Origin of the sequence: Streptomyces sp. NPDC087300, assembly GCF_044744425.1 — a bacterium.
Lineage (GTDB): Bacteria > Actinomycetota > Actinomycetes > Streptomycetales > Streptomycetaceae > Streptomyces.
The window spans coordinates 392,788-416,585 of the sequence record NZ_JBIUYI010000004.1 but is presented as its reverse complement, the minus strand read 5'-3'; the positions used below and the strand labels follow the sequence as shown (position 1 = coordinate 416,585).

The 23,798-nt window shown below is 73.0% G+C and carries 25 protein-coding genes; 15 read left to right on the top strand and 10 right to left on the bottom strand.

What is annotated here, in order from left to right:
* Positions 1 to 61: 61 nt before the first annotated feature.
* Both ACIO9J_RS17700 and cutA read right to left on the bottom strand, forming a co-directional pair.
* Positions 62 to 508: a gamma-glutamylcyclotransferase family protein gene (locus tag ACIO9J_RS17700; RefSeq protein WP_401999631.1), complete on the bottom strand. Its 447-nt coding sequence runs from the start codon at positions 506 to 508 to the stop codon at positions 62 to 64.
* The gene (cutA, locus tag ACIO9J_RS17695) at positions 505 to 834 is read right to left on the bottom strand and encodes a divalent-cation tolerance protein CutA (protein WP_401999628.1); all 330 of its coding nucleotides are present in this window, start codon (positions 832 to 834) and stop codon (positions 505 to 507) included. Before cutA ends, ACIO9J_RS17700 begins: the two co-directional genes overlap by 4 nt.
* Before the next feature lie 285 nt (positions 835 to 1,119).
* Between cutA and ACIO9J_RS17690 the strand changes: the two genes are divergently transcribed.
* Together ACIO9J_RS17690 and ACIO9J_RS17685 are read left to right on the top strand one after the other, a co-directional pair.
* Positions 1,120 to 1,836, top strand: coding sequence for a hypothetical protein (locus ACIO9J_RS17690; RefSeq protein WP_401999626.1), 717 nt, complete (start codon positions 1,120 to 1,122; stop codon positions 1,834 to 1,836).
* Positions 1,836 to 3,236, top strand: coding sequence for an ATP-binding protein (locus ACIO9J_RS17685; RefSeq protein ID WP_401999623.1), 1,401 nt, complete (start codon positions 1,836 to 1,838; stop codon positions 3,234 to 3,236). The genes ACIO9J_RS17690 and ACIO9J_RS17685 overlap by 1 nt, the downstream gene beginning before the upstream one ends.
* A gap of 38 nt (positions 3,237 to 3,274) precedes the next feature.
* Here the strand turns inward: ACIO9J_RS17685 and ACIO9J_RS17680 are convergent, their stop codons facing one another.
* Entirely contained in the window at positions 3,275 to 3,934 is a 660-nt protein-coding gene (locus ACIO9J_RS17680; RefSeq protein WP_401999620.1) for an NADPH-dependent FMN reductase, read from the bottom strand.
* Between the two features lie 63 nt (positions 3,935 to 3,997).
* Between ACIO9J_RS17680 and soxR the strand changes: the two genes are divergently transcribed.
* The 4 genes from soxR (at position 3,998) to ACIO9J_RS17660 (ending at position 6,955) form a co-directional block, all read left to right on the top strand.
* Entirely contained in the window at positions 3,998 to 4,507 is a 510-nt protein-coding gene (gene soxR / locus ACIO9J_RS17675) for a redox-sensitive transcriptional activator SoxR (protein WP_401999617.1), read from the top strand.
* A 9-nt stretch (positions 4,508 to 4,516) separates the two neighbouring features.
* The gene (locus ACIO9J_RS17670; protein WP_401999614.1) at positions 4,517 to 5,314 is read left to right on the top strand and encodes an aminotransferase class IV; all 798 of its coding nucleotides are present in this window, start codon (positions 4,517 to 4,519) and stop codon (positions 5,312 to 5,314) included.
* A gap of 321 nt (positions 5,315 to 5,635) precedes the next feature.
* On the top strand, positions 5,636 to 6,187 hold the full coding sequence (locus ACIO9J_RS17665; protein ID WP_401999611.1) for a hypothetical protein: 552 nt from the start codon (positions 5,636 to 5,638) through the stop codon (positions 6,185 to 6,187).
* 117 nt (positions 6,188 to 6,304) lie between these two features.
* Entirely contained in the window at positions 6,305 to 6,955 is a 651-nt protein-coding gene (locus ACIO9J_RS17660) for a class F sortase (protein WP_401999609.1), read from the top strand.
* 40 nt (positions 6,956 to 6,995) lie between these two features.
* On the opposite strand, the gene ACIO9J_RS17655 is transcribed toward ACIO9J_RS17660, so the two are convergent.
* The 3 genes from ACIO9J_RS17655 to ACIO9J_RS17645 all read right to left on the bottom strand — a co-directional run bounded on the left by ACIO9J_RS17655 (position 6,996) and on the right by ACIO9J_RS17645 (position 9,574).
* Entirely contained in the window at positions 6,996 to 7,778 is a 783-nt protein-coding gene (locus tag ACIO9J_RS17655; protein ID WP_401999606.1) for a sulfite exporter TauE/SafE family protein, read from the bottom strand.
* 85 nt (positions 7,779 to 7,863) lie between these two features.
* The gene (locus ACIO9J_RS17650; RefSeq protein ID WP_401999603.1) at positions 7,864 to 8,055 is read right to left on the bottom strand and encodes a hypothetical protein; all 192 of its coding nucleotides are present in this window, start codon (positions 8,053 to 8,055) and stop codon (positions 7,864 to 7,866) included.
* Positions 8,056 to 8,146: 91 nt separating this feature from the next.
* Positions 8,147 to 9,574, bottom strand: a complete 1,428-nt coding sequence (locus ACIO9J_RS17645; RefSeq protein WP_402001059.1) for a ferric reductase-like transmembrane domain-containing protein — start codon at positions 9,572 to 9,574, stop codon at positions 8,147 to 8,149.
* A 433-nt stretch (positions 9,575 to 10,007) separates the two neighbouring features.
* Here ACIO9J_RS17645 and ACIO9J_RS17640 point away from each other — a divergent pair, with 433 nt between their 5' ends.
* The 6 genes from ACIO9J_RS17640 to ACIO9J_RS17615 all read left to right on the top strand — a co-directional run bounded on the left by ACIO9J_RS17640 (position 10,008) and on the right by ACIO9J_RS17615 (position 16,739).
* Entirely contained in the window at positions 10,008 to 11,225 is a 1,218-nt protein-coding gene (locus ACIO9J_RS17640) for an NAD(P)/FAD-dependent oxidoreductase (RefSeq protein ID WP_401999600.1), read from the top strand.
* A gap of 1 nt (position 11,226) precedes the next feature.
* A complete protein-coding gene (gene nirB / locus ACIO9J_RS17635; RefSeq protein WP_401999597.1) occupies positions 11,227 to 13,794 on the top strand; it encodes a nitrite reductase large subunit NirB in 2,568 nt (855 codons plus the stop codon).
* A gap of 11 nt (positions 13,795 to 13,805) precedes the next feature.
* Positions 13,806 to 14,156 carry a nitrite reductase small subunit NirD gene (gene nirD, locus ACIO9J_RS17630; RefSeq protein ID WP_402001056.1) on the top strand — a complete coding sequence of 117 codons (351 nt, stop codon included), beginning with the start codon at positions 13,806 to 13,808 and terminating at the stop codon, positions 14,154 to 14,156.
* A gap of 66 nt (positions 14,157 to 14,222) precedes the next feature.
* Positions 14,223 to 14,807 (top strand): TetR/AcrR family transcriptional regulator, encoded by a 585-nt coding sequence (locus ACIO9J_RS17625; RefSeq protein ID WP_401999594.1) that lies wholly within the window; start codon positions 14,223 to 14,225, stop codon positions 14,805 to 14,807.
* 124 nt (positions 14,808 to 14,931) lie between these two features.
* Positions 14,932 to 15,708, top strand: coding sequence for an SDR family NAD(P)-dependent oxidoreductase (locus tag ACIO9J_RS17620; RefSeq protein WP_401999591.1), 777 nt, complete (start codon positions 14,932 to 14,934; stop codon positions 15,706 to 15,708).
* A 104-nt stretch (positions 15,709 to 15,812) separates the two neighbouring features.
* Positions 15,813 to 16,739, top strand: a complete 927-nt coding sequence (locus ACIO9J_RS17615; RefSeq protein ID WP_401999588.1) for an oxidoreductase — start codon at positions 15,813 to 15,815, stop codon at positions 16,737 to 16,739.
* Between the two features lie 34 nt (positions 16,740 to 16,773).
* On the opposite strand, the gene ACIO9J_RS17610 is transcribed toward ACIO9J_RS17615, so the two are convergent.
* Both ACIO9J_RS17610 and ACIO9J_RS17605 read right to left on the bottom strand, forming a co-directional pair.
* Positions 16,774 to 17,211 carry a group III truncated hemoglobin gene (locus ACIO9J_RS17610; protein WP_401999586.1) on the bottom strand — a complete coding sequence of 146 codons (438 nt, stop codon included), beginning with the start codon at positions 17,209 to 17,211 and terminating at the stop codon, positions 16,774 to 16,776.
* Between the two features lie 51 nt (positions 17,212 to 17,262).
* On the bottom strand, positions 17,263 to 17,925 hold the full coding sequence (locus tag ACIO9J_RS17605) for a hypothetical protein (RefSeq protein WP_401999583.1): 663 nt from the start codon (positions 17,923 to 17,925) through the stop codon (positions 17,263 to 17,265).
* A gap of 213 nt (positions 17,926 to 18,138) precedes the next feature.
* Here ACIO9J_RS17605 and ACIO9J_RS17600 point away from each other — a divergent pair, with 213 nt between their 5' ends.
* Genes ACIO9J_RS17600 through ACIO9J_RS17590 form a run of 3 tightly spaced genes read left to right on the top strand, consistent with a single transcriptional unit; the run spans position 18,139 to position 21,169 of the window.
* Positions 18,139 to 19,395: an ABC transporter substrate-binding protein gene (locus ACIO9J_RS17600; RefSeq protein ID WP_401999580.1), complete on the top strand. Its 1,257-nt coding sequence runs from the start codon at positions 18,139 to 18,141 to the stop codon at positions 19,393 to 19,395.
* On the top strand, positions 19,392 to 20,303 hold the full coding sequence (locus ACIO9J_RS17595) for a carbohydrate ABC transporter permease (protein WP_401999577.1): 912 nt from the start codon (positions 19,392 to 19,394) through the stop codon (positions 20,301 to 20,303). Before ACIO9J_RS17600 ends, ACIO9J_RS17595 begins: the two co-directional genes overlap by 4 nt.
* A gap of 29 nt (positions 20,304 to 20,332) precedes the next feature.
* A complete protein-coding gene (locus tag ACIO9J_RS17590) occupies positions 20,333 to 21,169 on the top strand; it encodes a carbohydrate ABC transporter permease (RefSeq protein WP_402001053.1) in 837 nt (278 codons plus the stop codon).
* Between the two features lie 12 nt (positions 21,170 to 21,181).
* Here the strand turns inward: ACIO9J_RS17590 and ACIO9J_RS17585 are convergent, their stop codons facing one another.
* A complete protein-coding gene (locus ACIO9J_RS17585; RefSeq protein WP_401999574.1) occupies positions 21,182 to 23,476 on the bottom strand; it encodes a hypothetical protein in 2,295 nt (764 codons plus the stop codon).
* Between the two features lie 16 nt (positions 23,477 to 23,492).
* The gene (locus ACIO9J_RS17580; protein WP_401999571.1) at positions 23,493 to 23,726 is read right to left on the bottom strand and encodes a hypothetical protein; all 234 of its coding nucleotides are present in this window, start codon (positions 23,724 to 23,726) and stop codon (positions 23,493 to 23,495) included.
* Positions 23,727 to 23,798: the final 72 nt, after the last annotated feature.

The window sequence follows — 23,798 nt, the reverse complement described above, 5'->3', positions numbered from 1 at the left end:
CTGCGGCTTTGGTCTCCTGAGGCGTGAGTTCAGGGGGTGGTCAGGTGGGGCGGACGGGGGCTCAACTCCGGAGCCGGTGGGACGCCCAGTCGCCGCCCTCGATCACCGTGCCCGCCGTGCGCAGGCGCGTCGCCACCCTGGGCGCCGCCACATAGACCCAGGCGCGGACCGGCGCCCCGTCGGCGGTGCGGGTCACCTCGCGGGCCACGCGCTCGTAGAGGTTGCGCGGATCGCCGGGCGCGTACTCCTCCAGGAGGTCGAGTGCGACGAGCAGCCGGGCGTGGGCGGACGGCAGGGCGGTGACCAACTCGCCGTATATGGGGCCCGCTTGTGGCTGCTCGACGGCGTACGGGTAGCCGGGGCCCTCGTAGAGGACGGCGTCCGGCAGCAGGGCGGGGTCCTCGCGGGCGACCCGGCCGGTGAGCAGCGCCGCGTGGTTGCACTCCCCCGGCCGCAGCGTGCCGTACACGAAGAACGGCAACCGGGCCGCCGCCCCCTGCGGGCTCACTCCGCCGTCTCCCGTTCCACCCACTCCAGATAGGCCGCGCTCCCCCGGACCACGGGGGTCGCGATGATCTCCGGGGTGTCGTAGTCGTGGGCTTCGAGCAGCCACGCTTCGAGGGCGGCGTAGCGGGCGGCGGTCGTCTTGAACAGCACCTGCCACTCCCGCGCGGACTCGATGCCGTCGTCCCACCGGTACACGGAGGTGACGGGTGCGCCGCTCACCTGGGCGCAGGCGGCCACGCGTGCGTGCACCGCCCCGCGGGCGAGGCCGGCCGCCTTCGCCTCGGTGTCCGTCGTGGTCAGGACGGTGAGCACGGTCGGTTCTGGCACGGGGCACCTCGTTCGTACGTGGGTCGTGTCGGTTCTCCCAGCAGTCGTAGCGGTGATCCTTCCCGAAGTCCACCGGCCCGGCGGGCGGGCCCTTGGTCCCGATCCGAAGGTCCCCGATCGGAGGATCGCGGCGTTATTAAGCGCAGCTGTTACACAATCTCCCGATTTCCGTGACGGACGGTTCCTAGCGTCGGACGCGGTGGCCGGTCCACTGCCGAATCCCCAGCGCAGTCCCGGGACCGGCCACCGCCACGCCCGCTCCCCACCGCGACGGTCCCTGACTTCATGAACCCGATCCTCCGCCGCAGGCTCGCCCTGTGCGCCGCGCCCCTCGCCGTCCTGGCGGTCTTCGCGCTGTCCGGGTGCGAGCGCACCAACGGCCTCGGCGCCGGTACGCCCGCGCCGTCCGTCTCGGTGCAGCCGCGCCCCGAGTCGGTCTGGCCCGCCTGGGCGAGTACGTCCTCCGAGGCGCCCGGCGCCGACGCGGCCACGCGCGAGCCGCCGCCCCGGGCGCTCAAGGGGCTGCCGAAGGTGGGCTCCGGCGGGCTCGCCGAGATGGACGTCCGCGCGATCCTGCGGGCCGATCCGCGCACCCGGCCGCTCGCCGACCGGGAGATGATCGACCGCCCGGGGCAGGCCGGGCTGCGGCCGCCCATGTTCACGGACCTGACCGGCGACAAGAAGCCCGAGCTGCTCGTGGCCGCCGACACGGAGAGCGGGCGCAGCGTGGTCGTCGCCTACACCGAGCGCGGCGGCAAGGTCTATCCCATCCTGTTCACCTCGGGGCGGAGCATGAGCGTCGAGACGATCGGCCCCGACCTGCTGGTGCGCACGCCGTGTGCGGACGGCGGCGAGCAGGCCGTGCGCTTCCACTGGGACGGCGCGCGGATGTCCACGCTCAGCGACGTCAAGAACTACAAGAAGCCGGTGGAGCCCAAGGAGACCGGGGAACCGAAGACCTCCCGGCCGCCCACCCCCTCCGCCTCCCCGGGCGGCCACTGATGGCGCGCGGGGCCCGCGCCGCGCTCAACGGCCTCGGACTGCGCTGGAAGATCGCCGCGCTGCTCGCCGCGGGCTGCGCCGTCGTCGCGGTCGCCATCGGGGTGCTCGTGCACCAGGCCAGGCTCGACCAGGTCTCGGACAACGCCAGGTCGGGCGCGATCGCGCAGCTGGTGCGGGTGCGCCAGCTGTACGAGCTGACCGGGCAGGTCGACCAGGACGACACGGGCGCCGCGCTCGACTCGCCCGACCTGCCGAAGCCGCTGCGCAAGGCCGCGCTGGCCGGGCAGCGCACCACCTACCTCGACATGAAGTCGGGCGATCCGTGCGTGTGGGCGGCCCGTCCGGTCGGCGACCAGGTGCTCTCCGTCCGCGAGTCGCTGCACGAACAGGCCGACGAGATGGCCGAGTTCGACCGGCAGCTGATCGTCTCGGGTGCCGCCGTCGTGGGCCTCGCGGCGCTCGGCGGCGCCGGTCTGTCCAGCAGGCTCAGCCGCGAACTGCGCACCGCCGCGGCCACCGCGCGCCGGATCAGCCAGGGCGACCTCGACGCCCGCATCGACCATCCCAGGCCGCCGGGCGTCCGGCACGGCAAGGACGAGGTCGCCGAACTCGCCACCGCCGTCGACACGATGGCCGCCTCGCTCCAGCAGCGCCTGGAGGCCGAGCAGCGCTTCACCGCGGACGTCGCGCACGAGCTGCGTACGCCGCTGACCGGGCTGCACACCGCCGCCGAGCTGCTGCCGCCGAGCAGGCCCACCGAGCTGGTGCGCGACCGGGTGCTCGCCCTGCGCGCCCTCACCGAGGACCTCCTGGAGGTGGCGCGGCTCGACGCGGAGGTGGAGAAGCCCGACCTGGACGTGCATCCGCTGGGGCGGCTCGTCGAGGGCATCGTGCAGCGCTCGGGCTGCGACGGCACGGTCAGCTTCACCGACGGGAACGCCGGGAAGTCCCGGGAGGCCGCCGGGACTTCCGGGGAGAGCAGGGAGAACGGGGAGTCGGGCGAGAGCGGGGACGCCGGGCGCGCCGACGGCACCGGCGACGTCTTCGTACGCACCGACGCGCGCCGCCTGGAGCGGATTCTCGCCAACCTCGTCACCAATGCCCGCAGGCACGGCGGCGGGCCGGTCGAGGTGCGGATATCGGGGACCCGCGTCTCCGTCGTCGACCACGGCCCCGGTTTCCCCGACGGCCTGCTCAGGGACGGTCCGCAGCGCTTCCAGACCGGCGCGCGCGAACGCGGTCAGGGCACCGGGCTCGGGCTGACCATCGCGCTCGGCCAGGCCCAAGTGATCGGCGCGCGCGTCGAGTTGTCCAACGGGCCGGACGGTGGGGCGGTCGCCGCGGTCGACCTGCCGCGGGCCCGGCCGCCGCGCGCCGCCGTGGAGCCGGTGGCGGCCTGAGTCCACGGCGGGGGCCTGCGGGTGATCACCTGCGAACCTCAACTCCCGTACGGGCGTACCTCCTTGGCGGCGCGCAGGGCCCAGGCCCACCACGCCAGCTGGTCGAGCATCGTCTTGGCCGCCGCGTCCGCGGCCGCCGGGTCCCGGTGGTTGCCCTCGTCGTCGAAGAGGGCGCCCGCGTTGTGGAAGGAGACGGTGTCGCGGATCGTCACGGCGTGCAGTTCGGCGAGGACGGGCCGCAGGTGCTCGACGGCGCGCAGGCCGCCGGAGAGGCCGCCGTAGGAGACGAAGGCGACGGGCTTGGCCTGCCATTCGGCGCCGTGCCAGTCGATGAGGCTCTTCAGGGACGCCGGGTAGGAGTGGTTGTACTCGGGGGTGAGCACGACGAACGCGTCGGCGTCGGCCAACTTCGGTGTGACCTTCGCGAGTTCGGCGTTCACGGTGTCGGAGGGACGGAAGGAGAGGGACGTGGGCAGGTCGGCGTCGGCGAGGTCGACGACGTCGAAGACGAGATCGGTCCGCTCGCGCACCCTGGCCAGCAGCCACTCGGCGACGACGGGCCCGAAGCGGCCCTCCCGGTTGCTGCCGATGACGACGGCGACGCGGAGCGGAGCGGCGGGCTCGGGCGCGGACACGGTGGCGGACAGGGAGGCGGAAGCGGCGGCAGGAGCGACTGCCGACGACGTGGTTTCGGTCATGCGCCAAGGCTCTTACCTCAACCGCGATTCAGGTCAAGGCATCTCCGTGGCTACGCTGCCCACATGACCTCGCACCTCGCACCGGACGCCAGGGAAGCCACGGTCGGCGAGCTCGCGAGGCGCAGCGGTGTCGCCCCGTCCGCGCTGCGGTTCTACGAGCGCGAAGGGCTCATCAAGAGCCGCCGCACGACGGGCAATCAGCGCCGCTACAGCCGCGACACCCTGCGCAGGGTCGCCTTCATCCGCACCTCGCAGGGGATCGGCATCCCACTGGCCGCGATCCGCGACGCGCTCGACCTGCTCCCCGACGACCGCACGCCGACCCGCGCGGACTGGGCGCTGATCTCCGAGCGCTGGCGCTCCGACCTCGACGCCCGCATCCGGACGCTCCAGCGGCTGCGCGACGAGCTCAGCGACTGCATCGGCTGCGGCTGTCTCTCGCTGACCAGGTGCGCGCTGTCCAATCCGGCGGACGAACTGGGCTCGCGCGGTGCCGGGCCGCGCAGGCTCGTCGAGGGGCGGGGCCCGGCCGGCCCCGGGGGCCGCGGGCCCGCGGCGGGGGGCGCCTCGTAGCGTGGCGCCATGACAACGACCCCGCAGGTGCTGCGCGTCGAGATCGACGGCCGTGCCGCCACCGCCGAAACGCTGCTCCACCCCGCCACCGTGAACCTGGGGCACTTCACCGCGATGCAGATCAGGGGCGGGAAGGTGCGCGGCGTCGGCCTCCATCTGGCCCGCCTCGACGCGGCCACCCGCGAGCTCTTCGGGCAGGGCCTCGACGGCGACCACGTGCGCGGCCTGATCCGGCACGTCCTGCGCGACGACATCACCGAGGCGTCCGTACGCGTCCACGTGCACGCGCCCGACGGCACCCCCTCCCTGATGGTCACCGTCCGGCCGCCCACCGAGCTGCCCGCCACGATGGCGGACCGCGCGCAGGCGCTGCGGTCCGTGCCGTACCAGCGGCCCTTCGCGCACATCAAGCACCTGGGCGGCTTCGGGCAGGCCAGGCACACCGAGCTGGTGCGGCGCGCGGGCTTCGACGAGGCGCTGCTCACCGGGCCCGGCGGGGAGGTCAGCGAGGGCGCGGTCACGAACGTCGCGTTCTTCGACGGCACGGAGGTGGTGTGGCCGAGCGCGCCCCATCTGTCCGGCATCACGATGCAGCTGGTCGAGGCCCGCCTGCCCGCCGCAGGCCTGCCCACCCGGCACGCCCCCGTCACCCTCGCCGACCTCCCGTCGTACCCGGCGGCCTTCGTCACCAACTCGTGGGGGGTCAGTCCGGTGCGCCGGATCGACGACAGGGAGTACGAGGTCGACGAGAAACTGATGACGAAGGTGGCGGAGATCTACGCGGGGGTCCCCTGGGACACCATCTGACCCACCGGGTCCGCCTGCCCCACCGGGTCCATCTGACCCACCGGGTCCCCCTGCCCCACTGGACCCATCCGGTGCAGGGGTCACCCATTCACAGCCGCCGCCCGTCCTCTTCGGAGTCTCTCCTCCGGTACGCCGGTGACCTGCTGGAACGCCCCCGTCGAGGGCGCGCGGGGCGGAGGATCGGGCCGTTTCTGATGGGGTATCAGCAGGCGTGCGGGTGCGAGTGCCACTTACCTCGGCAGTGCGGGGTCCGACCGACGCAGCGGCACTTGGGGGTGCCGCGGGACGGGCTCGCGCGAAGGCCTCGGAGGAACTAGCACCATGCGCATCGCCCGCCTGCTGTCCGGTACCGCGCTCGCCGTAGCGGCGGCGGGTGCGCTGGCCGCCCCCGCGTCCGCCGCGGCAGGCGGGGGCCTGGAGATCTATCCCGCCACCGTCTCCCCCGGTTCCACCGTCACCGTGAACACCACCGCCTGCGGCACCGACGGCACCGCGACGGGCGACGCGAGCGCGGTCGGGGCGGGCATGTTCACGCTGGCGCCGAGCACCCACCCGCAGGACGCGGTCGGCCAGTTCAAGGTCCCGCCCTCCGCGCAGCCCGGCACCTACGAGATCGTCGCGAAGTGCTCGGGGTCCGGCGGGGCCGCGGCCAAGAACAAGCAGCTGGCGGGCGACCTGATGGTCACGGTCACCTCCACGGCCGACGCCGGGGAGCGGCAGCAGCCGCACCCGAAGGGACATGTGAAGACGGGGGTCGGCGGCGCACTGGGCCCCGACCCCGTACAGACCGCGGCGGGAGTGGCGGCGCTTGCCGTCGCCGCCGCGGGCGGTACCTGGCTCCTGCATCGCCGGGCGAGAGGCGACAGGATCTGACGGACACCCTCCGCTGTCCACCGGTACCGCCACCCCTGCCCCCTCCCGGCCCGTGTCCCCTCGCGGGCCGGAAGGGGGACGAGGGGCAGGACCGCCCGATCCCGAGGGGGACGCCGCATGCGCCGTACGCGCGGAGTACGCAGGAAGACCGGCAACGCCGTCATAGGAGCCGTCACCGTCGTCGCCCTGTGCTCCGGCGCGTGGCTGCTGCGCGGCGGCGCCGAGTCGCACCCGCCGCCGCAGCCCTCCGCCGCGCAGGCCGCGTCGGCCCGCCCCGGCGTGCACCGCGCCGACCTCGGGCCCGCGCCGCTCCCCCCGTCGCCGCCCGACCGCGTGCGGATCCCGGCGATCGGCGTCGACGCACCCCTGATGGGCCTCGGCCTGACCCCGCAGGGCAGCCTCGACGTACCGCCGCCCGAGCGGGAGAACCTCGCGGGCTGGTACGAGGCGGGCACCACGCCGGGCGAGCGGGGCACGGCCATCGTGGCGGGGCACGTCGACAACAAGGAGGGCCCCTCGGTCTTCTACGAGCTGGGCGCCCTCCAGAAGGGCCGCACCATCGAGGTCGAGCGCAGGGACGGCAGCGTGGCCGTCTTCACGGTCGACGCGAACGAGGTGTACGACGCGGCCGACTTCCCCGACGAGAAGGTGTACGGCGCCGCCCGCCGCCCGGAACTGCGGGTGATCACCTGCGGCGGCAAGTACTCCAGGAAGACGGGCTACCAGGGCAACGTGGTGGTCTTCGCGCATCTGACCTCGGTGCGCTGACGCCCTGGGGCCCTTCTGGCGGAGATCCTCCAGAAAGACCCTAGGCCAGCCACTGCTCGTACGCCATCTTCACCACGAGCGCGAAGACGGTGGTCAGGAGCACGACCCGGACGAAGCCGCTGCCCTTCTTCAGCGCGGTGCGCGCGCCGAACAGGCCGCCCGCGAGGTTGAAGACGGCCATCAGCCCGGCCAGCTGCCACAGGACCGCGCCCTGCCAGGCGAACATGGCGAGGGCGCCCACGTTGGTGCAGCAGTTGACGATCTTGGCGGTGGCGGAGGCCGAGACCAGGTCGAGATGGAGCACGGCGGTCAGCGCGAGCACCAGGAAGGTGCCGGTGCCGGGCCCGATGAGGCCGTCGTAGAAGCCGATGCCGAGGCCCGCGAGGCCGATCGCGGCGAGGATCCGCTTGGGCGAGGCGGGCTCGGCGGACGGCGCGGTGCCGAACGCGGGCCTGAGGATCACGAAGGCGGCGACGGCGAGCAGCACCACCATGATCACAGGCTTGAGCACCTCGGTGCTCATCCCGGCCGCGAAGAAGGCGCCGCCCATCGACCCGGCGAGCGCGGCGAGGCCGATGCGGACGGCGGTCGGCACGTCGACCGGGGTCTTCCTGACGTACGTCACCGCCGCACCCGTGGTCCCGACGATCGCGACGGCCTTGTTGGTGCCGAGGGCGTGCGCGGCCGGGGTGGAGCCCGGCAGGCCGAGCAGCAGGGCGGGGAGCAGCAGCAGTCCGCCGCCGCCGACCACTGCGTCGATCCAGCCGGCCGCGAGGGCGGCGAGGCAGAGGACGACGACCGTGGTCAGGGATATGTCAGGCATGATCATGACCTTATGGACGCGGTGATCACGGCGTCCATGGAACTCCGGAGAGTTGAGCGACTTCTGAGCTTGGCGGGGCGCCCGGTCAGGGTGCCGCCTGGGGTTCGGGGGCGGTGGCCGGGGACCGGTCGGGAGCCGGGGGCGCCGCCGGGTCGACGGTGAGGGCGAGGGCGGTGGCAACGAGCGCACTCGCCCCGGCGAGCCCCGCGGCGAGCCTGTGGCGGGCCTGACGGGTGGGGCCCTTGGCCGGGGCGGCGGGTCTGCGGTGGCGTCCCATGATCAGCTCTCTCGGGTGGTCGGGCCCCGTAAGGGGCGCGGGGAACTGCGCGGCCGGCCGCGGACGGCCCGCACGCTCTGAACCGGCGGAGTCAGTACGTGAAGCACTCCGCGTGGATCCGTTCCTCCGGCACCCCGGCCCGCACGAGCGCCGTCGTCGCCGCAGCCGACATCCCTGGCGGCCCGCACAGATAGACGTCGTGCTCGGCGAGATCGGGGATGAGGTTGCGCAGGGCCTGTGGAGCGAGGGGATCGAAGGCCGCGTCGGAGGGGCCGAGCAGATAGTGCAGCCCCGCCTGGCGGCTCGCGGCGATCGCCTCCAGCTCCGCGCGCAGGACGAGCTGCTCGGAGCTGCCCGCGCGGTAGAGCAGCGTGAGGTCGCCGGGGCCGCCGGGCAGGGTCTCGAAGAGGGCCCGCATCGGCGTGATGCCGACGCCGCCCGCCAGGAGCAGCACCTTGCGCCTCGTACGGCGGTGGGCGGTGAGCGCGCCGAAGGGGCCGGTGGCGAGGACGCGGGTGCCGGGCTTGAGGCGCCGCATCCGCCGCGTGTGGTCGCCGGCCGCCTTCACGGTGATGCGCAGGGTGTCGTCGCGGACGGGCGCGGAGAGGGAGAAGGGCAGCGCGGTGTGCCAGAGCCTGCGCCGCAGGAAGCGCCAGCGGAAGAACTGCCCCGGTTCGGCGCGCAGTTCGTCGAGCCCGATGCCCTGGACGACCACGGAGACGACGCCGGGCCCCTCCGTGCGTACGTCGATGACGCGCAGGCTGTGCCGCAGCGCCTGCCGTACGGGGACGACCAGGCGGTACCAGACAAGGAGGACGGCGACGGTGGCGTGCGCGAGGGCCCAGAGCCAGACCGTCAGGACGCCGCCCGCGACGTCCGGCCCGGCGAGCTGGTGCACGAAGGCGAGGGCGGCGCCGAGGTAGGTGAGCAGGTGGACGGCCCGCCAGGTCTCGTGCGGGAGGCGCCGGCGCACGGCACGGGCGGAGGTCACGCCGACGGCGCCGAGCAGGGCGGTGCCGACGGTGGCCGCGGCGAGGCCCGGGTAGCCGAGCAGGTCGAGGGCGGCGTCCAGGAGGCCGGTCCCCTCGTGGGCGGCGTATCCGCACAGGGCGAGCAGGCCGTGGCCCGCGCAGAGGCTCAGCACGTGGCGGCCGCCGAGCGCGTGCAGCCGGGCGAGCCGGTCGGCGCCGACGCCGTGCTCGACGGCGGGCACGCGGGCCATCAGGAAGAGCATGACGAGGATGCCGTACCCGGCGAGCAGCCCCGTGAGGTGCGCCCCGGTGGCGAACACGACGTCGAGCCGCCCGGACGGCTCGGCCTGCACGGCCCACAGCCCGGTGACGGCGAGCGCCCCCGCGAGGATCCCGGCGCGGAGGGCGGCGGGCGTGACGCGGAGGGGCGCGGCGGGGGTGTCGCCCTTCAGCCGGCCGGTCCACCCGTCCCGGCCACGCCTCGCGCGGGGCTTGCGGACGGCGCGGGAGCCACGCCGCCCGCCGGCCCGGGGAGGCCCGGCGGGCATCGGCGGCGCGTCGGCGGGGGCGGGGTGCGGGGCGTGGGTCGGATCCGTCTGGCGCAAGTAGGCGGAGAGGGCGGGATAAGCGTCGAGTCGGGGGTCGGCTGCCTCGGTGGTCACGGCGGCACACTAGGCGCCGGGGGCGCCGGGAAACGGCTGGTCGGCACCGCACCCGAGATCCTTAAGGCGGCCTTGAGGATCGGCTGAAGGGGGGTTAAGCGAGGGGGGCGTGCGGCGGGGTCCGGTGCGGGGAATCGAGCTTCACGGCGCGGGGCGGGGACGGGAAGGCGGGCCGGCGCGCGAAGGGAGGGCACCTGCCTCGCGGGGGCGGTAGTGGCTCAGCCCTCACAGCCCCGCGGGCCCGCCACTGAGAACACCGTTCCCCGAGGGAAACAACCCGGCCCCGGCCGGGTAACACCCGCCCCGCAGGCTGCGGGACATGACATCCACGGCAGTGGTGATCGGCACGGGCCCGGCCGGCATCCGCGTAGCGCAGCGGCTCGGGGACGACACCGTGCTGATCGGCGAGGAGGAGCACGCCCCGTACAACCGCGTCCTGCTCGCGGAGGTCCTCGCGGGCCGGTACGGCCCGGACGTCATCGCCCTGCCCACCCCAGGGGCCACCACGCTCCGCACCCGCGCCGTCCGCGTCGACCGCGCCACGCGGCGGGTGCACTGCGCGGACGGCACCGTCGTCCCGTACGGCACGCTCGTCCTCGCGACCGGCTCCAACCCCGTTCTGCCGCCGCTGCGCGGCCTGTTCGCGCCCGGCGCCGGTGAACTCCCCGGCGACGTACACGCCTTCCGCACCATGGACGACTGCCTCGCCCTCTCCGCGAGGACCGGGCCCGGCGCGCGCGCCGTCGTCATCGGCGGCGGACTGCTCGGCGTCTCGGCCGCCCGCGCGCTGGCCCGCAGGGGCGCCCAGGTCGTCCTCCTCCAGCAGGCCGAACGCCTCATGGAGCACCAGCTCGACCCGGCGTCGTCCCGGCTGGTGCACGACCATCTGACGGGGCTCGGCGTCGAGGTGCACACGGAGTGCCGGGTGCGCGCCGTCGGCGTGGTCGACGGCGCGGTGCGCCGGGTCGAACTCGCCGACGGGTACGCCCTCGGCACCGACGTCACCGTCCTGGCCTGCGGCGCCCGCCCCCGCACCGGCCTCGCGCGGGCCGCGGGACTCGACGTACGCGAAGGGATCGTCGTCGACGACCGGCTGCGCACGTCGGACCCGCGCATCCGCGCGGTCGGCGACTGCGCGGAGCACGCGGGCCGGGTCTACGGCCTCGCGACGCCCGCCGTGGAGCAGGCCGACGCGCTGGCCGACGACCTCCTGGCACCGGCCGGGACCCACACCCCGCGCCCCTACACCGGCACCCGGACCCTGACCCGCCTCACCCTCGCGGGCCCAGGCCCCCTGGACCTCGCGGTCTTCGGCGATCTGGAGCCGCGTCCCGACGACGACGTCGTGCGGCTCGCCGACGCCACCCGGGGCACGTACCGCAAGGTCGTGGTCCGCGGCGACCGCCTCGTCGGCGGGGTGCTCCTGGGCGATCTTGACGCGGTCGGCGCGCTGGCCCGCGCCTGGGAGGCCGACGAACCGCTGCCCGCCGACGACACCCCGCTGCTCCACCTGCTCACCCACGACGGAGGCCGCTGACATGCCGAGCTCCCACAACTCCCAGGACCGCCGCCCCACGATCGTGCTCGTCGGGCACGGCATGGTCGGCCAGCGCTTCCTGGAGGCCGCCGCCGAGCGCGGGCTCGCCGCCTCGCACCGGATCGTGGTGCTGTGCGAGGAGCCCCGGCCGGCCTACGACCGCGTCCAGCTCACCTCGTACTTCGCGGGCCGCACCCCCGACGAACTCTCCCTCACCGACCGGGAGTTCATCGAGCGGCACGGCATCGAGCTGTACGTCGGGGACGCCGCCGAGCGGCTGGACAGGGACGCCAGGACCGTCACCGCGCGCTCGGGCCGTACCTTCGGCTACGACACGCTCGTGCTCGCCACCGGCTCCTACCCGTTCGTGCCGCCCGTGCCGGGCAAGGACGCGACGGGCTGCTTCGTCTACCGCACCATCGAGGACCTGCTCGCCATCGAGGAGTACGCGAAGGCGCGCGCGAGCACCGGCGCGGTGGTCGGCGGCGGGCTGCTCGGCCTGGAGGCGGCGGGCGCCCTGCGCGGGCTCGGACTGGCCACGCACATCGTGGAGTTCGCGCCCCGCCTGATGCCGGTCCAGGTCGACGAGGGCGGCGGCGCGGCGCTCCTGCGCACCCTCACCGGCATGGGCCTGACCGTGCACACCGGCACCGGCACGCAGGAGATCCGCACCGGCGACGACGGCGCCGTACGCGGCATGCTCCTCTCGGACGGCGCCGAACTCGCCACGGACCTGGTCGTGTTCTCCGCGGGGGTGCGCCCGCGCGACCAGCTGGCCCGCGCGCACGGCCTCCCGGTCGGCGAGCGCGGCGGCATCTCCGTCGACGAGCGGTGCCGCACCGCCGACCCGGCCGTGTACGCGATCGGCGAGTGCGCGCAGGCCGCGGACGGCCGCGTCTACGGCCTGGTCGCGCCCGGCTACGAGATGGCCCAGACGGCGGCCGCCGCCATCGCGGACGCGGAGTGCGCGGGCTTCACCGGCGCCGACCTGTCCACCAAGCTGAAGCTGCTCGGCGTCGACGTGGCGTCCTTCGGCGACGCGCACGGCACGACGGAAGGCTGCCTCGACGTCGTCTACGCCGACTCGCGCTCGGGCACGTACAAGAAGCTGGTCATGGGCGCGGACGGCGAGCTGCTCGGCGGCGTCCTGGTCGGCGACGCGGACGCGTACGGACTCCTTCGCCCGCTGACCGGGACCGTACCGCCGCTGCCCGCCGAGCAGTTGGTGCTGCCCGCGGGCGCCGGGTCGACCGCGGCGCTCGGCCCCGACGCACTGCCGGGCTCCGCGGTGATCTGCGACTGCCACAACGTCACCAAGGACGCGATACGGGCCTGCGCCACCCTGCCCGAGGTGAAGAAGTGCACCAAGGCCGGCACGGGCTGCGGCAGTTGCGTGAAGGTGATCACCCAGCTGCTGCCCACGACCGGCGACCAGGGACTGTGCGGCTGCTTCGGGCAGACCCGCCAGGAGCTGTACGAGATCGTGCGGGCGCTGCGGATCACCTCCTACCGCGCGCTGCTCGACGCGCACGGCAGGGAGGCGGCGCGCGGCGGCGAGGGCTGCGAGGTGTGCAAGCCCGCGGTCGGCTCGATCATCGCCTCACTGGCCCCGACGATCGGCGCGGGCGGACACGTCCTGGACGGTGAGCAGGCCGCGTTGCAGGACACCAACGACCACTTCCTCGCCAACCTCCAGAAGAACGGCTCCTATTCGGTGGTGCCCCGCATCCCCGGCGGCGAGATCACCCCGGAGAAGCTCATCGTCATCGGCGAGGTGGCACGGGACTTCGGGCTCTACACGAAGATCACCGGCGGCCAGCGCATCGACCTGTTCGGCGCGCGCGTCGAGCAACTGCCGATGATCTGGACGCGGTTGGTCGACGCGGGCTTCGAGTCCGGGCACGCGTACGGCAAGGCGCTGCGCACCGTGAAGTCCTGCGTGGGGCGGACCTGGTGCCGGTACGGCGTACAGGACTCGGTGCGGATGGCCATCGGCCTTGAGCTGCGCTACCGGGGCCTGCGGGCCCCGCACAAGCTGAAGTCGGCGGTCTCCGGGTGCGCCCGCGAGTGCGCGGAGGCCCAGTCCAAGGACTTCGGCGTGATCGCCACGGCGAGCGGCTGGAACCTCTACGTGGGCGGCAACGGCGGCGCGAGCCCGCGCCACGCCGACCTGCTCGCCCAGGACCTGGACGACACCGCGCTGGTGCGCCTGGTCGACCGGTTCCTGATGTTCTACATCCGCACCGCGGACCGCCTGGAGCGCACCGCGGCCTGGCTGGAGCGGATCGACGGCGGCCTCGACCACGTGCGCGACGTCGTCGTCCACGACTCGCTCGGCATCGGCGCCGAGCTCGAAGCGCTGATGGCCGACCACGTCAGGCACTACCGCGACGAGTGGGCCGACACCCTGGACGACCCCGAGCGGCTCGCGCGCTTCGTCTCCTTCGTGAACGCGCCGGGCACCCCGGACCCGACGGTCCGGTTCGTGCCCGAGCGCCGCCAGATCAAGCCCGACCTGCCCCTGCTGACCCTCGGCAGCCGCCCCCTGGAAGGAAGTGTCGCCCCGTGACCCTGACACCCGTGCCCCTGGCACCCGGGACCACCGGCCTGACCGTTCAACTGCGTCTGGACCAGGACTGGTTCACCGCCTGCGGCCTGGACCGTCTGATCCCCGGACGCGGCGTCGCCGCCCTGCTGCCCGACGGGCGTCAGGCCGCGCTCTTCCTCGACCGCGAGGGCCGCGCCTACGCCATCGACAACCGGGACCCCTTCACGGGCGCGGCGGTCCTCTCCCGGGGCCTGGTCGGCTCGGAGCGGGGCCGCCCGTTCGTCGCCTCGCCGCTCCTGAAGCAGCGGTTCGACCTGGCGACGGGGCGGTGCCTGGACGACGAGGACGTGACGGTGACGGCGTACCCCGCGCGGGTCGCCTGAGCCGGGCGCGGCCCTTTCGATCATTTTGCTTGACCGGTCGTTCCAGAAACGCGTACTGTCCTGCTCGTGGCAAGGACCAAGGAATTCGATCCGGACGCCGCGCTCCAGTCGGCCCTCCAGCTGTTCTGGCGGCGCGGTTACGAGGCGACCTCGATGGCCGACCTCGTCGAGGAGCTCGGCATCGGCCGCGCCAGCATCTACGCGACCTTCGGCAACAAGCACGACCTGTATCTGAAGGCACTTGAGCGCTACGGCGAGAACCAGGACCCGGTCCTGCTCGGCGAGCTGTCGGCACCGGGCCCCGCGCTGCCCGCCGTGCGCGCGGTGGTGCGCCGCTTCGGCGCCGAGTCGACGTCCGACAAGGACCGCCTGACCGGGTGTTTCATCACCAACACGGCGGCCGAGCTGGCCCCGCACGACGCGGCGGCGGCCCGCTGCGTCGAGCGCAGCTGGGAGCGGATCGAGACCCTGCTGCACTCCGCGCTCGTCCGAGCCCAGGCGCAGGGCGAGCTGCCGCGGGACCGCGATCCGCGCACGCTCGCCCGGATGCTGCTCGTCCTGATGCAGGGGCTGCGCGTGGTCGGCAAGGCGTCCGAGGACCCGGCGCGGGTGCGGGACGCGGTGGAGCAGGCGCTGAAACTGCTCGACTGACCCGGCCCACGCGCGCACCCTTACAGCCTCCTCAAGCCACGCCACACCCGCACTACCCCCGCATACCCCGCCGCACCACTTCACGCCCTCATACTGAACCGATCGTTCAAGAAAAGAGTCCGTCATGACTGCCGCACCCCGCACCCGTTTCACCGGCCGCACCGTCCTCGTCACCGGCGGCGGCTCCGGCCTCGGCCGGGCCATGGCGCTCGCGTTCGGCGCCGAGGGAGCCTCCGTCGTCGTCGCCGGGCGCTCCGAGGGACCGCTGAAGGAGACCGTCGGCCTCATCGAGGACGCGGGCGGCACCGCCCTCGCCGTCACCGCCGACGTCGCGCGCTCCGCCGACCTCGCGGCGCTCGTCGAGGCCACCGTCGAGCGCTTCGGCTCGCTGGACGTCGCCGTCAACAACGCGGGCGTCCTGCGCGCCGGGCAGCCGGTCGCCGAACTGCCCGAGGAGGACTGGCGCACGATGCTCGACATCAACGTCACCGGCGTCCTGCTCGCGCTCCAGGCCGAGGTCAAGCAGATGCGCACGCAGTCCACGGGCGGCGCCATCGTCAACATCGGCTCCACCCTGGGCGCCCACACCAGCGTGCCCGGCACCGCCGCCTACGGGGCGACCAAGGCCGCCGTCTCCGCGCTGAGCCGCGCGGCCGCCGCCGAGCACATCAGGGACGGCGTCCGCATCAACACCGTCAGCCCCGGCTCCTCCGACACCACCATGTCGTTCCGCCCCGGCGAGACCGAGGCCGACCGCGCGGCCCGCATCAAGGAGACGAACCCGCTGGGCCGGGTCTCGACGACCGAGGAGGTCGCCGCGGCCGTGCTGTACCTGGCCTCGGACGAGTCGGGCTCCGTGGTCGGCGCCGACCTGGTGATCGACGGCGGCGCCGCGGCCTGACGCCGCGGGTCCTTCCCGTACGCGTCGGCCGCCGTCCCGGGCTCCCTCTCCGACTCTCGCTGCCATACCCTGCGGCGAGAATCCGATACAGAGGGAGCCCTGCCATGCCCGCCTGGACCGTGCGCGACATCCCCGACCAGAGCGGCCGCCGGGCGGTGGTCACCGGCGCCAACAGCGGCATCGGGTACGTCACGGCCCGCGAGCTGGCCCGCCGCGGCGCCCAGGTGGTCCTCGCCTGCCGCAGCACGGAGCGCGGCACCCGCGCGGTGGAGGACCTGCGGGCCGAAGTGCCGGACGCCGACGTGGAGTTCGGGCGGCTGGACCTCGGGGACCTGGCGTCCGTGCGGCAGTTCGCCGACGCGTACGCGGACGACCGACTCGATCTGCTGATCAACAACGCGGGCGTGATGGCGCTGCCCTACCGGCGTACGGCGGACGGCTTCGAGACGCAGTTCGGCGTCAACCACCTGGGGCACTTCGCGCTCACCGGGCTGCTCCTGCCCCGCCTCCTGGAGACCCCGGGCGCCCGCGTCATCAGCGTGTCCAGCGGCGCCCACGCCCTCGGCAACATCGACATCGGCGATCTCAACAGCGAGCGCAACTACCGCCGCTGGATCGCCTACGGCCGCTCCAAGACGGCCAACCTGCTCTTCGTCCACGAGCTGGCGCGCCGCCTGGAAGCCATCGGTTCCGAGGTCGTCGCGGCCGCCGCCCACCCCGGCTACGCCTCGACGAACCTCCAGGCCGCGGGGCCCAGGATGGAGGGCCGCAGGACCGCCGAGCGCGTCGTGGAGCTCGGCAACCGGATCATCGCGCAGTCCGCCGACGCGGGCGCGCTGCCCACCCTCTTCGCGGCCACCTCGCCGCGGGTCAGGCCCGACTGGTTCACGGGTCCCGGCTTCTGGGGCGTGCGCGGGGCGCCCGCGAAGTCCTGGCGGGCGAAGTGGACGCTGAACGACGTGGCGGGCGAACGCCTCTGGGCGGCCTCGGAGGACCTGACCGGCGTGACGTACGAAGCGCTCAAGATCTGACCCACCGGGCCCCGGCGCGCGCCCCTCCCCCGCCCTACGCCGCCGCGCGCAGCTCCACCGCCGCGAGCGGGACGAAGCCGGGGCCCTCCCCTGCCGTGGACACGTCCTTGCCGCCGAGCCTGCGCAGCATGGCGAGCGCGATCCGCTCCCCCTGCGCCTTCGCGCGGTCCGCGTTCGGGCCCCGGTGCAGCCCGTCGACCGTGGCGTGCCACAGCTGCACCCAGCGCCCGAAGTGCTCGGCGGTGAGCGGGCGCGCGGAGTGCAGCGCGGCGTGCGGCGCGAAGGCGTTGCGGCGGTACTCGGCGGTGCGGAACAGGGCGCGCTCCCAGAAGTCGGTGATGCGCGGCAGATGGACGTCCAGGTCGGTCCCGGCGATCTCCGTGAAGAACGGGCCGATCAGCGGGTCGGCGAAGGCGACCGTGTAGAAGCGGCGGAGCAGTACGTCCAGGTCGGCGCGGGAGGAGATGTCCATGTCTCAACGGTCCGTCCCGCGCCCGGCGCCTCCCAGGGCCGAAGGTCCCCGTCAGTGCAGGTCGGACGCCTCGAAGACGGCCCGCGCCGCGGCTCTGTCGACGCGCGCCGTGAGCCGTTGCAGCTCGACGCAGCCGGTCCTGAGCAGCCCGGCGTCGCGCGCGGCGCGGGCCCCGGTGTCCAGGCGGTGCAGGAGCAGCGGGTTGTCCACCAGGACCTGGGGGTCGAGTTCGACGCGGTTGCCGAGCGAGTCGCACAGGACGAGCCGCGAAGCGACGCCCTCGCTGTGCCGCACGGCGGTGAGCAGCCCGGTGCAGACGTGCCGACGGCGGCCGAGTCCGCGTACGGCGAGCCAGCCGGGCCCCGCCGTCACGCGCACGGGGTGCAGCACCAGGTAGAGCAGCGCGGACAGCCCGGCCCACAGGACGAACCTGAGGGCGCCGAACGTGCCGTTGGCCCAGTCGACGAGGAGGACGAGGACGAAGAGGGCGAGCGCGCAGAGGCAGGCGGCCCGCACGTCGCACGCCCAGCGCCGGTCGGCGGTGACGTCCCCGCCGCCACCCGGCCCCTCGTCGTACACGTCGAACACGTCGTCGTACACGCCATCTGCGGCGCGGGCGCTCCCGCGGAAGCCCTTCCGCAGGCCGTCGTCGCGTGCCCGCCCCCGCGCCCGGCCCAGGTGGGCGGCGCGCCGTGTGGTCCTGTTGTGTCCCATGTGCGGCACCGTAGGACGGCCGCGCGGCGCCGTCACCGGCGTTGACGTGGTGCATACAGCCGGGCCGCACACCTTGACGGGGCGCTGACGCCGCCGGCGTGCGCGGACACCGCGACACTCGGCCGCAACACCCCTGTCGTAATCCCCGTCCATGGTTGATCGTTGGGCCCGGCACGTACCGAAACTCCGACATCACGCAGGGGGACGACCAGCATGACCATCAGCCGCAGGACACTGCTCGGCACGGGCGCGGCGCTCGGACTGCTCACCGCGTGCGGGTCCAACACCGGCCGCGACGGCGGGGGTTCGGGCGGCTCGGGCCCGAAGCTCTCCCAGTGGTACCACCAGTACGGCGAGGCGGGCACCGAGCAGGCCGTCAAGCGCTACGCCGCCGCGTACAAGAAGGCGGACGTCACCGTGCAGTGGCGCCCCGGCAACTACGACGAGCAGACGGCCGCCGCCCTGCTCACCGATTCGGGCCCCGATGTCTTCGAGGTCAACGGGCCCACCCTGGACCAGATCCAGCGGGGCCAGGTCGTCGATCTCACCGACCTCTTCGAGGGGGTCAAGGACGACTTCAACCCGGTGGTCCTCGCCCCCAGGACGTACGACGGCAAGATCTGGTCGATCCCGCAGGTCGTCGACATGCATCTGCTCTACTACCGCAAGAGCCTGCTCGCCGACGCGGGCGTGCGGCCGCCGAAGAGCCTGGACGAGCTGGTCGACGCGGCCAAGGCGCTCACCGACAAGAAGGTGAAGGGCCTCTTCCTCGGCAACGACGGCGGCGCGGGCGCGCTCGGCATCACCCCGCTGTACGCGGCGGGCCTGTCGTCCGTCACCGAGGGCGGCGAGGTCGGCTTCGACGACCCGGCGGCCGCCCGGACGCTCGGCAAGCTGCGCCAGCTGTACGCCGACAAGTCGCTCCTGCTCGGCGCGCCGTCCGACTGGTCGGACCCGTCGGCGTTCACCCAGGGGCTGACCGCCATGCAGTGGTGCGGCCTGTGGGCGCTGCCCGCCGTCAAGAAGGCGCTCGGCGACGACTTCGGCGTGCTCGCGCTCCCCGCGGACGGGGCGGCGGGCAAGCCGTCGCTGCCCGTCGGCGCGTACGGCGCGGCGGTGAGCGCCCGCAGCGGCCACCAGAAGGAGGGCAAGGACTTCCTGAAGTGGCTGTGGATCGACCGCACCGAGTACCAGGAGGACTTCGCGCTCTCCTACGGCTTCCACATCCCGGCCAGGCTCTCCCTCGCGAAGAAGGCCGACAAGCTGAAGGACGGCGCCGCCGCGGACGCCGTGCGCTACTCCACCGAGTACGGCTACGCGGAGCCCCTGCTCTGGACGCCCGCGAGCCGCACCGCCTACCAGGACGCGCTGAACCGGATCATCAAGTCGGGCGCGAACCCGGAGAGCGAGCTGAAGTCGGTGGTGCGCAAGGTGCGGGCGGAGCTCGACCGGGTCAAGAAGAAGTCGTGAGGCGGATCCTCGGCACCCAGAACCGCACCCTGTGGTTCTGGGTCTTCGTCGGCCCCTTCGCGCTCGGCCTGGTCCTCTTCACCTACGTACCGCTGGCCTGGAGCGTCTACCTCAGCTTCTTCGACGCGCACAACACGGTCTCGCCCGACGACTTCATCGGCTTCGACAACTACGCGTCGATGCTGCGGAACGACGCGTTCACCGACAGCCTCGTCACCTTCGCGGTCTTCTCCGCCTTCATCGTCCCGACGACCTTCGTGCTCTCCCTCGCGCTCGCCCTGATGGTGAACCGCATGCGGCGCGCGCAGGCGTTCTTCCGCTCCGTCTTCTTCCTGCCCGCGGCGTGCAGTTACGTCGTGGCGGCCCTGATCTGGAAGCTGTCGATCTTCAACGGGGTGCGGTTCGGGCTCGCCAACACCGTCCTCGGCTGGTTCGGCGCCGACCAGACCGCCTGGCTCTCGACCACCGACCCGCCCTGGTACTGGCTGGTCATCGTCACCGTGCGGCTCTGGCTCCAGGCGGGCTTCTACATGATCCTCTTCCTCGCGGGGCTCCAGCGGATCTCGCCCACCCTCTACGAGGCCGCGGCGGTGGACGGCGCACGGCCCGGCTGGCAGGTCCTGCGCCACATCACGCTGCCGCAGCTGCGCGCGACCTCGGTCGCCGTGACGCTGCTCCTCGTCATCAACGCCTTCCAGGCGTTCGACGAGTTCTACAACCTGCTCTCCAGCTCCGGGGGTTACCCGCCCTACGCCCGTCCGCCGCTGGTCTACCTCTACTACACGGCGCTCGGCCGGGAGCAGAACCTCGGCCTCGGCAGCGCGGGCGCGGTGATCCTCGCGCTGATCATCGCGGTCGTGACGGTGGGCCAGGCCCGCTGGTTCGGCCTCGGCAGGAAGGAGGACTGACCACCATGCCCAAACCCGCCCAACGCCCCCTGGACGACGCCCTGGTCCGGACGGGCCGCGCCCTGCGCACCGTCCTGCTCGTCGCCCTCGCGCTGCTCTTCCTGATCCCCTTCTACCTCCTCGTACGCAACGGACTCGCGTCCGAGGAGGACATCACGTCCCCCGACTGGACGTTCTTCCCCACCACCCTGCACTGGTCGAACCTCTCCGAACTGTTCGACGACCCGACCGTGCCGATGGCGCGCGCCCTGCTCAACTCCTCGCTGATCGCGGTCGCGACGACCCTCGGCACGCTCCTCCTCGCCTCCCTCGCGGGCTACGGCCTGGCCCGCATCCCCTACCGCTACGCCAACCAGGTCTTCTATGCGATCCTCGGCACGATGATGGTCCCCGCGGCGGTCACCTTCGTCCCGAGCTTCGTCCTCGTCTCCTCGCTCGGCTGGGTCTCCACGCTCCGCGGCCTGATCGTCCCGACCCTCTTCTCGGCCTTCGCGTGCTTCATCTTCCGCCAGTACTTCCTGGGCTTCCCACGGGAGTTGGAGGACGCGGCGCGGGTGGACGGGCTCGGCTACTGGCGCACGTACTGGCGCGTGGTCGTGCCCAACTCCCGCCCCGTCTTCGCGGCCGTCGGCACGATCGTCTTCATCGGCGCCTGGAACTCCTTCCTGTGGCCCCTGGTCATCGGCCAGGACCGCGAGGCCTGGACGGTCCAGGTCGCCCTGGCCACGTTCAACACCTCCCAGGTCATCCGCCTCCACGTCCTCTTCGTCGCCGCCGCGGTCTCGATCCTGCCGCTGCTCGTGGTGTTCCTGTTCTTCCAGCGGTGGATCGTGGCGGGGGTGGAGAGGTCGGGGATCGACGACTAGGGCCTGTCCGGCTCACTCCGGTTCGGTCAGGTCCTCCACCCGTTCGGGCAGCTTGCGCAGCCTGGACAGCGTCTGGTTCAGCAGGCGTACGACGGTGTCGGCGCGGTCCCTGGCGAGGGGGTGCTCGACGGACTCCGCATCGCTCTTCTCGGCCAGCTCATCCAGGAGTGCGGCGATCTCCACGGAGCCGGCGTGCAGTCCCTGGATCCCGTCCTCGACGCGGGTCAGGAGGGTGTCGAGGGAGTCCTCGGGGGCAGCTGGTGCGGGCGTCCGAGGACCCGGCGACGGCGCGGAGACGGCGGAGGCCGAGACCGTCGTGGCCGCTGCGGCAGGCACGTTCACGGACGGCTTGACGGTCGGGGCGGCGGGCGCGGCGGTCGTGGAAACGGCGGCCCCGGAGGGGGGCGCCGCGGGCCCCGCCACCCCGGATCCTGACGGAGCACCAACAACGGGCGGGGCCGGAAACGGCAGGGTTCCCGACGGCATCGGGACCGACCGGCCCGACTGTTTCGGCAGGACGGGGGCCGCCGCCTTGCGCGGCCTCGTCCCCAGTTCCTTCGGGAACTCCAGGTCGAACCAGAGCGAATCCATCTTCCGGCCCGGCAGCTCCTTGCCCGAGCCGCTGACCCGCCACGGTTCGCGGTCCCCGTCGTCCATGGCCGCCGCGAGGGCCTTCAGGACGCCAACGGCCATCAGGCGACGCTTGCGCAGCGCCTGGAGGCAGTTCATGACGGTCCTGCGCGAGCGACGGATCCGCTCGCCCCCGTCGCCGATCGCCTCCTGGCCGTCGAGCGAACCCCGGTCGGGCTCGATGATCCCGAAGGATGCCAGCCAGTGCGCGGCCCGGTAGGCCACCAGCTCCTCGAAGGCCGTGTCGTCGGTGTCGGCCGCGGCGAGCAGCTCCGGCAGTCTGCGCCCGGACAGCGCGACGCCGCCGCGGACCTTGGTGGAGAAGACCTCCCCCACCCGCGGATTCCAATCCTTGGGGAAACTCTCGCTGGTCAGCGCCGACCAGGTGCGGGCCCGCTGGTTGATCTCTCCCGCCGAGAGCTGGGACGGCGGGTGGAGCTCGCTGAGCGAGCGCCGCAACAGCAGTTGCCTGCGCGAGTCCACGGGGAAGAACTCCTGGAGCAGCCGCATGGACCGCACGTCACGCAGCTCCGACACCGCCATATGCGCTGCCAGGCCCGGGAGTTCGCGGATCGGCGCGAGTCCGGCGAGGACCTCCGCCGTCTTCTCGTCCATGAGCCGCTGGGCCACGTACATTCCCAGCACGCTCCGCCCCAGGGCCCGCGACCGGTCGAGGGCCTCGAACTCCAGGGGCGGATGCACGTGGTCCCTGCGGTTGTTCATCTGCACGATGCGGTAGAGGCGCTGCGGGGTCGGGGTGCCGACCACCAGGTGCGCGTCCACCACGGCGACGGCGTGGGCCCGCCGCGCGCGGGGGCTGATCGTGGGGTCCAGCTCGTCGTCCTCCGTCTGCGCGTACTCCTCGTTGAGCACGGCGGAGAATTCCGGGAGCCAGACACGGGGATCACAGACGACGCCGTCCCCTTCACGCCCCAGCTTCTCGAGCGGGACGCCGGCGAGCACCTCACCGGAAGTCAAACGAAAAATCGACTGCCTCTTCTGTGTTCGATTGTTACCTCGAACTGCCATCCACCCCCAATAGGCGTCAGGATAAAGAGGGTTGCCGTCCGAGTCCTTCTCGGGATTGTGCTGGAGGCGCACCTGTTGGGGAACATACATTCCAGGATCCTGCTGCCCGTTCAGGACCAGATCCGCTTCCAGGTCGTACGTACGTTGACGCCCCTTCTTCTCCAATCCGTCCGCCGCGTCCTCCGCGTTCATCATCAGCGCCTGCCGGTCGGTGACGCTGCTTTCCAGCGCGGCGTAGAGCGTCTCCTTTCCGTCCGCACCGGCCCCCGTCCACGGCCGGACCGAGCCCAGCGCCCCCTCGGTCTCCGGTCCGACCGTCGGGTCCGCGACGGATCTCCAGATGGAACTGATCCGCTCGTTGTGCCCCCACTGCACGCCACCGACACCGTGCATCCGGACGACGGCGACGACCATGTCACCGGCGTCCGTACGAATGCGGCGGACCGCGCCCCCCTTGAGCGTGCGCATCCCCTGCTCATCGGGTTCGCCCAGCGTGTCCTCGGGGTCGACCACGAAGGGCGCGATGTTCTCCAGCGCGCCACGGGGCAGGTTGACCCCTTCGGTCGCCAGGACCGCCTGGATCCAGGCCTCTTGGCGCTCCAGGGAGACCGGGACCGGGAACGGCCCCTCGACGCTGTCCTCGCTCATGCCTTACCTCGCATCACTAGTCCCGAAGGAGATCGATGACCCACTTGATGAACCGGTGGGCCCACCGGTAGATCGGATTGCCCGTCACGGCCTCGACGAGAACGAAGACGATCCGTAGAATCAGCAGCCGGTCGGCCATCCGGCGGCGACGCTCCAATTCAGCCTCGAAGAACTCCCGTTCCCGCTCCTTGCGCCGGATCTCCTCTTCGGGATCATCGGCAGAGCGGCCGAACTCGGGGGATGAAGGCATGGCTGAGGCCCTTCGGAATGGCGCGGCCGCAGGGCGACCCTTCGGCCAACACCCGCACCGGCTAAGCTGGTT